This is a genomic window from Algibacter sp. 2305UL17-15, assembly GCF_040720935.1.
Taxonomy (GTDB): Bacteria; Bacteroidota; Bacteroidia; order Flavobacteriales; family Flavobacteriaceae; genus Jejuia.
Genome location: NZ_JBFDAE010000020.1, coordinates 64,591 through 78,185 on the forward strand (window position 1 = coordinate 64,591; position 13,595 = coordinate 78,185).

Sequence of the window (13,595 nt, forward strand, 5' to 3'; positions counted from 1 at the left end):
CAATATTTATTAACATTTACTTGAATGGTATTCTAAATTTTATTGGAACACATATTAGTTTTTTTGGGTTTTTAGTTGGGGGTTATTAGAACTCTCATACCTATTATTTTAGGATTCATTTTACATAAAAAGTAAGTTGATATCCTCTTTTAGAATGAGGTACAAACTCACTTTTAGGGTCACTAAAACACTTAAATCAGCAACTATTCAATTACTACTTTTTTAGAAATTGTTTCGTTTTCAGTATTAAGTTTGATAATGTAAACTCCAGCTTTTATTTGTTTAACGCGATGTTCTATTAATTTCTCATTAGAGTTGGTCCTGAAATTATAAACCGACTGACCAAGAATGTTGTATAGCTCAACTTCTTTTATAGTCTTAGCTTCAGGGTTACGAATTACAATATGTTCAGTATCATTAGCAAAGTAGATGTTTAATTTGTTTTGTACGATATCATCTTCATCTTCTTGATCTAGATCTTCATCTTCGTTTTTACCGTCATTACTCTCATCACTTTCATCATCATTCAATAAAAGGGGCGTTGAAAATATTAATTCAAAACGGTCATTATATATGCCAGGTTCTAATAATATTTCGAAATCACTATCTCTAAGGTTATTATTTGTGTTGAGTTCTTTATCGTGTATTATGATTGCCGTATTTTCATTTATATGTTCTAGAGCATCGATTTTAATGGTAGCTATTCCCGCTTTATCAATTTTTAAGCCTAACGGTAAAATTTGATCATTATCAAAATCATGTACAGCCTGAATTACAAAATTAGAGTTATTTTGAACCCAATACATGTCTTCTTTATTGTTCTCTATTAATGGTGCATCGTAACCAAGATCGAATTTTTTTGAGCATTTTTGATTTGCACCCACCAATATTTGGCGATGATAGCCATCAGGAGAATCAAGCATTAATTTTATTTTTTGAATGTCTCCGTTGGTTTTGTTCTTTGTGCCACTGGATTTCACAAATATAGAAACCTTAGTTTCTTCCTTTTTAAAAACACGTTGACTGTTTTTAAAGACTAAGTTTCCTCCAACGATAGGTTCTAATCCGGAATTATTATGATCTACGGACGCATCTGGCTCATCAATATTTAGCGCTTCATCTAAAATTGTAGAAACAAAAAAGCCTTGTCCAACAGGTATGTAACGCCCAGGTATTTTTGTACCTGAAGTACCAGTTGCGTTAATTCTTGTATCGTTAATTATAGCTACTGCCCCGCCCATTAAAGAATAGGTGGCATAACCTCCTTGATAATCACCCAGAAGGTGTGTACTTGGAGCAAAATGGTCCCAGAAATAAAGCACGCCATTTATAACGTTTCCGCTGGTATTTCTTCCGCCTGTTTCTAAATTGCTAATGTTGTCTTTAATAAACTCATCAGCATCTAATGCAGACGGATAGGGGTTTCCTACCAGATATTCGTTTCCTGCTGTTAGTGATATAGTAATATCACCGTTATTAGGTTTTCCTGAGAATACATAATTTTGTAGTGGCGCAATTGTTCCGCCTGTGTCAGCAACACCTTTCATGGTAAAGCCTTCCCCAACAGATATTGAACCTTTGCTTCTTATGTGCTCCCATTTACTTTTATCATCATTAGTTGAATTTGCATATTTCCAAATCCAATAATCTGCGATACTGATAGGTGATCCGGTAGCGCCATTATAGCTAGAAATAAAATTTATATTTGCAGGTAAGGTTGATGGTGTTGTAATTGGAGTTGTTCCGTCATGTAATACTTGAGGTATATTGTAAGTGTTAGAACCATTTGTAAATTTAACTGGAGAAGACCAATAGTTATAGGTATAATAATCTTGTGTTCCCTGTTGGTCACGTTCTAATCTGCCTGTGCTGGAACGGTCATAAATACTATTCTCTGTTTGAATTAATTGAGATTCGCCTTCTAAATCTAAAACGCCATCTATTTTTAAATAATGAGTAACATATAGTCCATGGCCTCCGCCTGTACCAGTATTCATGTTTGTAATTCCGTTAACCTGTAACTCGTTTGAGTTTATATCTAGCCCTAATACGGTTATATTGTTATCAATTTCTATATTATGATTGGTAACTACAATATTCCAGTCAATTGGTGTAACACCATCTATTCCCATTGCATTAGGATAATTCCAAACGGAATCTCCATAAGTCCATGGTGTACTTTCTGTTGTGTCTGTCCAATTACCATCAGCTTTGGTGGTATAGGGTAACGGGGCAGTTTGTGTTTGGATTGTGTTTATATTTTTCGGGAAACCAGAAATGGAAGACTTCGATTGGTCTTCAATCTTACCAGTATTCATTTGGTAGTATCCTGTTAAATTGTCCCATGATAAGCCTCCTGAAATATCTATTCCCAATACACTACCTTGAACAGCACCCAAATTATTTTGTAGTTCCTGGTTCATCATTTCTCGCAGCTGGGAAGTAGATAGCGCTATGTTCCATAATCGAACTTCATCAATAAAACCATTAAAATATTTTGTTGCAGAGCCACTAGGTGTATCGCTATCATACATGCCACCAATCATAAAATTTTCAGGGCCATCAACAGGCGCTCCCATTGGGTTTCCAGTTCCAACTTCAACACCATCAACATATATTTTGGCAATAGTACCATCATAAGTTGCCGCTACATGGTGCCATTTATTATTTGAAATGGGATGTGAAGATGTGATATTAATTAATGGAATGCCTGAACTGTTATACCAAGTTAGGTTTATATAATTTGAAGCATTTACTATAAGATGATACCCTCTTTCGTTACCTAATTTAGCATCTCTTTTGGACAAAATAGTAGCCTCTGAAGTAGAGGTGCTTTCTTGTAGAATCCACGCCTCCATTGAAAATGAACCTGTAAAATCATGGTTGTCACCAAAATCTATAAAACTGTTAACTCCATCAAAATCTATATGGGAAGTAGGTAGGTTTAAAACATAATTATTAGCGGTATGACCTTCTGAATAACTAGTGGTGTGAGAAAACCCTATCATTGAGAGCAACATACTTACCTTAAGCATACTAACTCTTAATAGAAAAGTAGTTTTTTCCATGAGCGGTTAAATTTTTAGTTTGGGACTAATTAATTTGAGACAAATATATACAAAAATCTATGAAATGCAATAATATCCGATGAAATACATTTTTTAATTATCTGAAAGCTTATGTTTAGTTCTTGTTATGAATGAAAAATGAGAGGTGATTAAATACAAAAGAGTTATTCTTTACAAAAAATAATTTTTAACGTATTTTAGATGCTGAATTTTTTACTATTGAACAGCTTCAACTAAACAAACATGACAACACTTAAACATTTTATTTTACTACTTTCAATTTTAATTATTGGAATAAGTTGTAAAGACAAAGCGAAGGAAACGGAAAACACTTCTGATAAAGAAATCGCTAAAAAGCCAAATATAGTAATCATCTATCTTGATGATTTGGGGTATGGCGATTTAAGTTCTTATGGTGCAACACAGTTACAAACCCCAAATATTGATGCTTTGGCGTCCGGAGGTATAAAGTTTACAAACGGTTATGCATCATCTGCAACATGCACTCCCAGTAGATACGCATTGCTTACGGGAATGTATCCTTGGCGTAATAAAGACGCAAAAATATTACCCGGAACTGCACCGCTTTTAATTAACACAGCGCAACAAACCCTGCCCAAATTACTTAAAAAAGAAGGCTATCAAACCGCTATAATTGGTAAATGGCACTTAGGTTTAGGTAGTGGGGTGGTAAATTGGAATGAGCGCGTATCTCCAGGGCCAAATGAAGTTGGATTTGACGAATCTTATATTTTGGCAGCTACACAAGATCGTGTTCCGACTGTTTATATAGAAAATGGCCATGTTGTTAATTTAGATAAAAATGACCCTATTGAAGTTGATTACAAAACTAATTTTGAAGGAGAGCCAACAGCAATTTCAAACCCAGAACTTTTAACAATGAAATGGCATCATGGTCATAATAATAGTATCGTTAACGGTATTCCAAGAATTGGATATATGAAAGGTGGAGCAGCTGCTAAGTGGACAGATACCGATATGGCAGATCATTTTTTGGTAAGAGCACAAGATTATGTGAAATCCCATAAAGACAAGCCTTTTTTCTTGTATTATGCAATGCAACAACCACATGTGCCAAGAACGCCACACCCAAGATTTGTTGGTAAATCTGGAATGGGGCCAAGGGGAGATGTGATTTTGGAGGCCGATTGGTGTATTGGCGAATTCATGAAAACTTTAAAAGAAGAAGGAATTTTAGAAAATACTTTAGTTGTTTTTTCTAGCGATAATGGTCCTGTTTTAAATGACGGTTATTTTGATGATTCTGATACCAAGGTTGGAGATCACGATCCAAAAGGTGGTTTAAGAGGGGGTAAGTACAGCTTATTTGAAGCGGGAACCAGAGTACCATTTATTACCTATTGGGAAGGTACAATTAAACCAGGAGTGTCCGATGCCATTGTTTGCCAAATGGATTTATTGTCATCTCTTGCGGCACTTGTTGGGACAGAAGAGAATTCAACCGATAGTAAAAATTTATTAGACGAATTTTTAGGAAAAAGCGAAAAAGGAAGAGATCATTTAATCATTGAAGCAACTTCAAGAACAGCCCTTAGAAGTGGCGATTGGTTGATGATTCCTCCATATAACGCACCTGCTGTGAATACTCAAGTTAATATTGAATTAGGTAATGCTAAAGATTATCAGCTTTATAATTTAAAAGAAGATGTTGGTCAACAACATAATGTTGCTGCATCAAACCCAGAAAAATTAGCTGAATTGGTTAAAACTTTTGAGGCTTTAAGAGGAAAGGGTCATGATGAAATACTGCAGTTAGAATTGAAGTAATTCGAGAATTATTTAGTTTTAATAAAAGTTAATGAGACTGTCTGGATAACGGTTGATTTTATCTTTTACCGTATCAAATTCATATCTATAAATAAACGGCATAAAAACCACCATTCAAATATATATGTTGCTTCATTATAATAGTTTGATTCCAAAACGTATATAATTCTGTTTACTTTTAAGATTTCAAATACATCCAAAACAAATCATCAATGAAATTTTATAAAAGCTTAGTAATAGCATCCTTGGTTTTACTAAGCTGTTCAAACAAACAAACCCAAAAAAAAGCAACAGCGCAAAAACCTAATGTTATTTTAGTCTTAACCGACGATCAAGGTTATGGAGATATAGGTGCTCACGGCAACAAAGTGATAAAAACTCCAAATATTGACCATTTTTATAATGAAAGTTATCACCTCACAGATTTTCATGTTGGCCCAACTTGTGCGCCCACGCGTTCTGCTTTAATGACGGGAAGATATGCAAACAGCGTTGGCGTTTGGCACACAGTAGGTGGTTGGTCTTTATTAAGGGAAGATGAAAAAACAATGGCGAATATGTTTGTTGAAGGTGGTTATGTTACAGGTGCTTTTGGTAAATGGCATTTGGGCGATAATTACCCTTTTAAACCAGAACATAGAGGTTTTCAGGAAACTGTAATACATGGTGGTGGTGGTGTGTATCAAACGCCGGATTATTGGGGAAACACCTATTTTAACGACACTTATTTTCATAATGGAACACCTCAAAAATATAAAGGCTATTGTACCGATGTATTTTTTAATGAAGCTATTGATTTTATAAAGGATAATAAAGCGCAACCCTTCTTTTGCTATATTTCTACCAATGCTCCTCATGGGCCTTATAATGTGCCTTTGGAATATTATAATATGTATAAAGATTTGAGCGAATCGGTTTTGGCAGATACTCAAAAACGATTTTATGGAATGATTACCAATGTGGATGATAACTTCGGTAAATTAAGAAAAACCCTCAAGGCATTAAATATTGCAGATAATACCATCCTGATTTTTATGACGGATAATGGCACATCAGCAGGACACTACACTAAAAACGGAAAAGAAACAGGTTTTAATGCAGGCATGAGAGGTACTAAAGGAAGTGCATATGAAGGAGGACACCGTGTACCATTTTTTATCCATTGGAAAGATGGAAATATAGCAGAGGCCAAAGACATTAACGCATTAACTGCTCAAATAGATATTCTGCCAACATTAGCAGAATTGTGTGGCATAGACTTGCCAAAAGATCATAAACCAATTGATGGTCAAAGTATAGTCTCCATGTTAAGAAACCCAGAACAAAAAAATGACCGGATGCTCATTACAGATTCTCAGCGTGTACAGGTGCCAGAAAAGTGGAGACATTCTGCTGTGATGCAGAACAAATGGCGACTGGTAAACGGCACAGAATTATATAATATTGAAGAAGATAATGGGCAGAAAAATAATATAGCTGAACAACATCCAGAAAGAGTTAAAGCCATGCGAGATTTCTACGATGGTTGGTGGCAAAAAGTTTCGGTGGATTTTGATAAAGAAATTTATTTTAAGATTGGGGCTGAAGAAGAAAACCCAATAACGTTGACATCTCATGATGTGCATGCACCGAATGGACAACAACCATGGAATCAGTCTTACATCAGAGAAGGCATGAAAGGTTCAGGATATTGGAGCGTAGATATCAAGGAAGAAGGCCATTATACAATTTCGTTAAGACGCTACCCGATAGAGTCTGGTTTAGCAATCGGAGCTGTCGTTCCACCAATAACAATTACTGATGTTCCAGGGATGGAAAAAGGACTTCCAGAAGGTGTCAACTTAAATTACGTAAAGGCATCCGTGAAAATTGAGCATCAAATTAACGAAACAATAAATGTTCTAGGAACTGATACATCAGTAGAATTTAACGTTCATTTAAAACCAGGAAAAACAAAACTGCATGCCAATTTTTTTAATGATACAGGTGAAGAGAATATTGCTTACTATGTTTATATTGAAAAAGTGTAGCTATAGGTGTTATCAAAATTCAAAAATAGTTTTGAATGATTTTAAGCACAAACTACTTTTGGACAAATAAAATTAACATATGGTTTTAATTAAGTTATTAATGTTTTTTCCAGATTAATCACTACAAAATATTTACCTTAGACATTAATTAAGTAATATATTTGAGTAAAGCCTCTATTGGCATTTATTATGTACAAAAAAAAATCAATTTTTAAATTCTTGGTCCTTCTTTGTTTATGTTGTTTTCATAATATAATAGTCGCCCAGAATTCTATTTATTTTCATCATTTAACGACTGATAATGGATTGTCTCAAAACGACGTGAATAGTATTTATCAAGACAATCAAGGTTTTATGTGGTTTGCCACTCACGATGGTCTAAATAAATATGATGGGTACGGTTTTACGGTTTATACACCAGACTCCAATAACCCAAAAAGCATAAACAGTAATTTAATTTTCGAATTGACTGCTGATACTACTGGAAACTTATGGTTGGGAACTACAGGAAACGGATTGAATTATTTTGATAAATCTTTAGAAACGTTCACTCATTTTACACATGAAGAAGGTAATGCAAATAGTTTGAGCAGCAACCATATAAATGATCTTTATTTAGATAACAAAAACAAATTGTGGATTGCAACTAATAATGGGTTAAACCTGTTAGATCTTGATAAACCGTTAGAATCGAATAATTTTCAGCATTATAACCTACGCCAGGAAGAACTGATTTCGGATTCCGATAAAAAAATAGTGTTCTCAATTTTTGAAGATAGTAAAAATCAATTATGGGCTGGAGGTTCAGTTGGTTTATATAAACGCTCCAGAGACAATAATGGCGATATTTACTTTAGATCAATTAATAAAACTATTGGTTTGCCAAACAGAAATGTGAAAAGTATAAATGAGGATGTATTTGGGCGTTTACTTATCGGGACAGGCTCTGGATTGTATTTGCTTGAAGAAAATGGCGCATCTCATAAAGTGAACTTGATTTCAGAAGGGGTTTTTAATGTGGTAACCATTAAAGAAAACCACATTTGGGCAGGAACAAATAATGGACTGTTACATTTTGAGAGTACGAGCAAAGACCGTAATCCTGAATTTAAAGAAAGGTATGCCTATGACCCTAGAAACCCGAATAGCCTAAGTAAGAACATCGTTGAATCTTTGTTTATAGATGATACAGGTATTGTTTGGGTTGGGACTAATGGAGGAGGGGTTAATAAATTTGATCCAGATCGGAAAAATTTCAGACATATTAGAAAAACATTAGACCCTAAAAGTCTGAGTTACGATAAAATAAGGGCCATGTTTGAAGATAGCAATGGCACTTTATGGATTGGAACTGAAGGTGGCGGATTAAACATGCTCCTTAAAGAGGACATTAAAGATTACTATAGTAATTTCAAAACCTTTAAGACCATTTCAAATCCGTTTGCTTTAGAGGAGGTAAAAAAAGGAACTGTTAAAACGCTATTTATAGGTGCAGAGTCTGCACCAGGTGGATTGTTTATGCTAGACATTTCAAACCCAAGGCGCATAAGCGAAAAAGACATTAAAAAGGAAAAAGATATAACCCATGGTGTTTTTTCAATTTTAGAGGACAGCCATAAAAACGTTTGGATTGGCACCTACAATGGCGGGATTTATCGTTGGTTATATCAAGGCGAAAATTTACCTTATAAAAAAGATATCCTTTTATATTCTAAAGAAGATTCTACAAGTATTTCAAGTAATATTATTCGTAATATTCATGAGGATAGTAAAGGTCATATTTGGTTTGCAACAAGTAAAGGTCTAAGTGTATTGCCACCAAAGGAAATTTCAAATGATACACCGAAATTCCGAGTTTATACCCATAAGCCTTCAGATAACAAGAGTATCAGTCATGACTATATATTAGAATTGTATGAATCCAGCAAGGGCGTTATGTGGATTGGAACTTTTGGGGGTGGTCTAAACAAATATGTTCCAGGTTTAAATGGAACTTCCGGTCATTTTATAACCTATAACGACAAAGATGGACTTCCTAATAACGTTATAAAAGGCATTTTAGAAGATGATGATAACAACTTATGGATCTCTACAAACAAAGGGCTTTCTAAATTCAATACCGAGAAAGCGTCTTTTAAAAATTATGATGTCAACGACGGTTTACAAAGCAATGAGTTTCAGGAACTGGCACGTTTAAAGCGCAAAAACGGTGAGTTGCTTTTTGGGGGTATTAATGGGTTTAATGTGTTTTATCCAGAAGAAATTTTGGATAATACTTATGAGGCAGAAACTGTAATTACTGACCTTTCAATATCAAACAAACCTGTTAAAATAGGAGAGGAGGTTAATGGGCGAGTGCTCTTAAATACATCAATAAATAACATACAGGAAATTAAGCTAAAGTATAGCGAAAACAGTTTTTCTTTTGAGTTTGCTGCTCTGCATTATGCCGCGCCTTTAAAAAATCAATTTGCCTACATGTTGGAAGGTTTTGACGAGGATTGGATTTTTACATCTTCAAAAAAACGATTTGCGACCTACACAAACATTAGTCCTGGAGATTACGTGTTAAAAGTAAAAGCATCCAATAATGATGCCATATGGGATTCTACACCTTCAGAATTAAAAATTAAAATTACACCTCCATTTTATCTTACCAATCTGGCTTATGTTATTTATGGTCTTTTAATTATTTCGGCACTAGTTTTATATAGAAAATTCACGATTATTAAAACAACAAAGAAGCACCAATTAGAACTAGAACATTTAGAAAATGAAAAAAACGAAGAATTACAATGCATAAAACTTGAGTTTTTTACCAACATTTCCCATGAGTTTAGAACCCCCTTAACGCTTATAAATGGCCCTATTGAATATTTACAGAATTGCGACAAGGATTTATCCCATAAAGAAAGGCAAGTACAGTATGCACTGTTACAAAAAAATTCAAGCTACCTCATGCGTTTGGTAAATCAATTGTTGGATTTTAGAAAAATTAGTCAAGGAAGAACGCGATTGGTGGTTCGTAAAAGCAATATTGTTACTTTTATTAAAGAAGTTGGTGAACCCTTTCAGTTTTTAGCACATAAACAGTTTATACAGTTTCAAATAAATACTTCAAATGAAAATTTAAAAACTTGGTTTGATCATGATGCTTTAGAAAAAATGGTGAATAATTTATTGTCCAATGCTTTTAAATTCACACCAGAACAGGGTAAGATAACCGTTGAGATTTCCGAAGAAAACGATAATGTCTATTTAAAAAATGTTGTAATTAAAGTTATAGATTCTGGAAAGGGTATCCCTGAAAATAAAATGGAGACTATTTTTGAAAGGTTTTATACTGCTGAAAATACCGATAAAAAAAGCCCTGAAGGTGCTGGGATTGGGTTAGCCTTCACAAAAAACCTTGTGGAGCTTCATAGAGGTGCTATTCAGGTAACAAGTAAAGAAAATGAAGGCACTACATTTATAGTTAAGCTTCCTGTGAACAAGGAGGCCTATTTAAATATTCCGGAAATTGTTTGTAAAGAAGAATCTGATAGTGATTTTCTGATGAGAACTTCTGAAAAAGAATCGTATGCAATTGGTATTAATGACGATTTATTAGATGGAAAATTAACAAAATCAAGATCCAAACTACCTATTTTATTGATTGTGGACGATAATCCTGATATAAGGATTTTTGTCAGTGAAGTACTAAAAAAAGACTATAAGATATATGCGGCAGAAAATGGTAAAGAAGGTTTTACCATGGCGCTAAGAACAATGCCAAATATTATAATTGTAGATATAATGATGCCAGTAATGGACGGTTTGGAATTATGCGAAAAACTAAAAACAACAAATACAACCAGTCATATTCCAATAGTACTTCTAACTGCAAAAATCTCTCAGGAAAGCGAACTTGAAGGGCTTAAAAATGGCGCGGACACATACATTAGAAAGCCTTTTGATACAGAAATATTAAAAGTAAAACTAAAAAATATTATAAAAGATAGAGATATATTAAGGCAGCGTTTTAACCGAAAAATAAATCTTCAGCCTAAAGAAGTAACGGTAACCTCTAGCGACGAACGTTTTTTAAAACAAGCCATTGAAATTGTTGAAAAACACATGATGAACACCGATTTTAGTGTGGAGATGTTAGTAAAGGAAATGAACCATAGCCGTAGTAACTTATACTTGAAACTTAAAGAAATCACGGGGTTATCATCTAGTGAATTTATTAGGAATATTCGTTTAAAGAGAGCGGTGCAATTGTTGGAACAGAGTGATTATTCGGTCAAGGAAATTATGTACATGACAGGTTTTAATACAGCGGCCTATTTTTCTAAATGCTTTAAAAGGCAGTTTGGTGTTATTCCAAGCGAATATGTGAGGCAAAAAGATAAGAATAATGAAGCTTAATAATTTTTCATAAGTGTTTGAAAAAAATAAAAATATTACCTTATTATAAAACTCCGTGAGTTTAGGTTTTCAGATTGATGTAATGATACATCATGTGTTTTGTTATAATTTATGCTACTAATTAGTCATTTCTCAAGTCATGCCTTTTGTAGTATTGGTGAGTAGTTAATCTAAAAACCATATGAGATACTAAAAAACATATTCCATTTATAGCTTTAACAGTTAAAATGTAATTTTGAAGAGGTGATTACCTAAATTCTTTTTTGCTATGAAATATTTTCTCCTTTTAGTAGTGTTCATTTCTATTCCTTTACTTTCAAATAGCCAGCCGCCAGAACCACCAACTGGCTTTCGATGGGTCTTATACGATCTATATTCTGATGAATTTAATGGTACGGCTTTAGATATTACTAAATGGAAAAATAGTTTTACGGGATGGCAAGGTAGAGTACCTGCTAAGTTTGAGCCAACAGCGGTAAGTGTTCAAGGCGGCAATATGCAAATTAAAAGTGGTAAGTATGCCACGCCGCAAGGTGCTTACACCATGTATGGAGGTGCTGTGACTTCATTAAAGGAAACTGCATATTTTGGCTATTATGAATGCCGATTTAAAACCTCTAAAATACCTATGTCAACAACGTTTTGGTTGTCAAATAGTAAACAAGATTATACACCCACGCCATGCGCAACAGATAGATATAGTCAGGAATTGGACATTGTGGAAGCTGTAGGAGAGCCTCATGGTAATGTTGGTTTTAAACAAAGAATGAAGTCTAACACCCATCACAGGTATGTTGCCTGTGGGGCTTCGGAAGAAACGTTTTATTCTAACGGTACGGAATCTGAATTGTTAAGCTCTGAAGTTTGGGAAGATTACCACACTTACGGCATGCAATGGCATGATACACAATCGGCAACTTTTTATTCGGATGGAAGGTTAGGGGATACGGTTTTATTTAATACAACTATTGATGCAAATCCGTTTGATAGACCCATGTTTATGGCAATGGTTACCGAAACATACGATTGGTTAACCCCTTATCCAACAGATTCTGAATTAAATAATGATGCCATAAACACGGCTTATTATGATTGGGTGAGAAGTTATAGATTGGTACCCATTTTTGATCCTGAGCCTGTAAATGCCGCCGATGGTTTAGAGAATGCCGATTTTGAATTTGGTAATTTAACCAATTGGACAGGTTGGGGAGGTACCATAAGAACCGTTAGCACTACCGATCCTTACGAAGGAACTTATGCGGCTCATATTAAAGGTGCAGGAGCACATGAGCGTATCGTAACCTTAAAGCCCAATACCACCTATTTGTTAAAATCTTATATAAAAGTTTTGGGAGGTAAAATGATTTTTGGAGCTAAAGAAAATAATGTAGCTGGAACTGTGTTGGGCGTGACGAATAATATTACCAACCCTACTTATCAGCAAACTGTTGTAGAGTTTACAACAGGTACAGAAACCAACATAAAATTTTACTTTTTTGCGCAAACAACCAACGATGAAGCTTATGGCGATAATTTTGAAATTATAGAAAAAAATCCACCGGCAAAAGCTTCAGTTTTTACTGAGGATATTAATTTCAATTCAACACCTATCCTATCGAATGCCACTCAAACATTAACCGTTTCGTACAACTACAAAGCGAATTTAAACAGGGATATTAAATTTCATGTGTTTGATTCAGGAAGCAATGAAGTTTATTCAACCACTATAGATGGTTTAGAAGGCTATGGCAATCATGAAGTAACACTCTCGTTAGGAAGCACCTTACCAAATGGCAGCTATACTGTTGTTGCAGACCTTAGACCTCAAGGGGGTAGTGACGCTCAAGTTATAGATACAGTTACTAGTTCTCAATTGACACTTTCAGTAGCGAATTTTGAAAAAGAAGATTTTAAAATCCAATTATATCCAAATCCTGCGACTAATTTAGTACATATAAAAACAGAAGCATTGCAAGGAAAAACTAAAGTTTATATGTATGATATTTTAGGGCAGCTTGTTTTGAAAACCGAATTTGAAACTCATAAATTTGATTTAGATTTAAGTTCAATCCCTAATAAAGGAATGTATTTTGTTGTTTTGAGAAATAATGAAAAAATTTCGTCTAAAAAGTTAGTTGTCAATTAGGTATAAACTGGCACTAACCCATAAAGTGTGTAAGTTTCAAAAAACTCAGGATTGAATTCAATCCTGAGTTTTTTATTTTATTAACTTTAAATTTTACACACTTATGAAACCAGAAGATTTATTAAACGAAGA

The 13,595-nt window shown here is 34.2% G+C and carries 5 protein-coding genes; 4 read left to right on the top strand and 1 reads right to left on the bottom strand.

Going from position 1 to position 13,595, the window contains the following annotated elements; translation table 11 throughout:
* Window positions 1-203 precede the first annotated feature (203 nt).
* A complete protein-coding gene (locus ABXQ82_RS17100; protein ID WP_367062679.1) occupies window positions 204-3,068 on the bottom strand; it encodes a LamG-like jellyroll fold domain-containing protein in 2,865 nt (954 codons plus the stop codon).
* Window positions 3,069-3,311: 243 nt separating this feature from the next.
* Here ABXQ82_RS17100 and ABXQ82_RS17105 point away from each other — a divergent pair, with 243 nt between their 5' ends.
* From ABXQ82_RS17105 to ABXQ82_RS17120, 4 genes are all read left to right on the top strand, one after another.
* Window positions 3,312-4,877 carry an arylsulfatase gene (locus ABXQ82_RS17105; protein ID WP_367062682.1) on the top strand — a complete coding sequence of 522 codons (1,566 nt, stop codon included), beginning with the start codon at window positions 3,312-3,314 and terminating at the stop codon, window positions 4,875-4,877.
* A 212-nt stretch (window positions 4,878-5,089) separates the two neighbouring features.
* Window positions 5,090-6,907 (top strand): arylsulfatase, encoded by a 1,818-nt coding sequence (locus ABXQ82_RS17110; protein WP_367062685.1) that lies wholly within the window; start codon window positions 5,090-5,092, stop codon window positions 6,905-6,907.
* A 189-nt stretch (window positions 6,908-7,096) separates the two neighbouring features.
* Window positions 7,097-11,317, top strand: coding sequence for a two-component regulator propeller domain-containing protein (locus tag ABXQ82_RS17115; RefSeq protein WP_367062689.1), 4,221 nt, complete (start codon window positions 7,097-7,099; stop codon window positions 11,315-11,317).
* A gap of 268 nt (window positions 11,318-11,585) precedes the next feature.
* Window positions 11,586-13,463: a T9SS type A sorting domain-containing protein gene (locus ABXQ82_RS17120; protein ID WP_367062692.1), complete on the top strand. Its 1,878-nt coding sequence runs from the start codon at window positions 11,586-11,588 to the stop codon at window positions 13,461-13,463.
* Window positions 13,464-13,595 lie beyond the last annotated feature (132 nt).

What these genes read in the sequence shown, in the direction of transcription:
- ABXQ82_RS17100 (WP_367062679.1), bottom strand. Translation starts at nt 3,068, where the DNA reads ATGGAAAAAACTACTTTTCTATTAAGAGTTAGTATGCTTAAGGTAAGT.
- ABXQ82_RS17105 (WP_367062682.1), top strand. Translation starts at nt 3,312, where the DNA reads ATGACAACACTTAAACATTTTATTTTACTACTTTCAATTTTAATTATT.
- ABXQ82_RS17110 (WP_367062685.1), top strand. Translation starts at nt 5,090, where the DNA reads ATGAAATTTTATAAAAGCTTAGTAATAGCATCCTTGGTTTTACTAAGC.
- ABXQ82_RS17115 (WP_367062689.1), top strand. Translation starts at nt 7,097, where the DNA reads ATGTACAAAAAAAAATCAATTTTTAAATTCTTGGTCCTTCTTTGTTTA.
- ABXQ82_RS17120 (WP_367062692.1), top strand. Translation starts at nt 11,586, where the DNA reads ATGAAATATTTTCTCCTTTTAGTAGTGTTCATTTCTATTCCTTTACTT.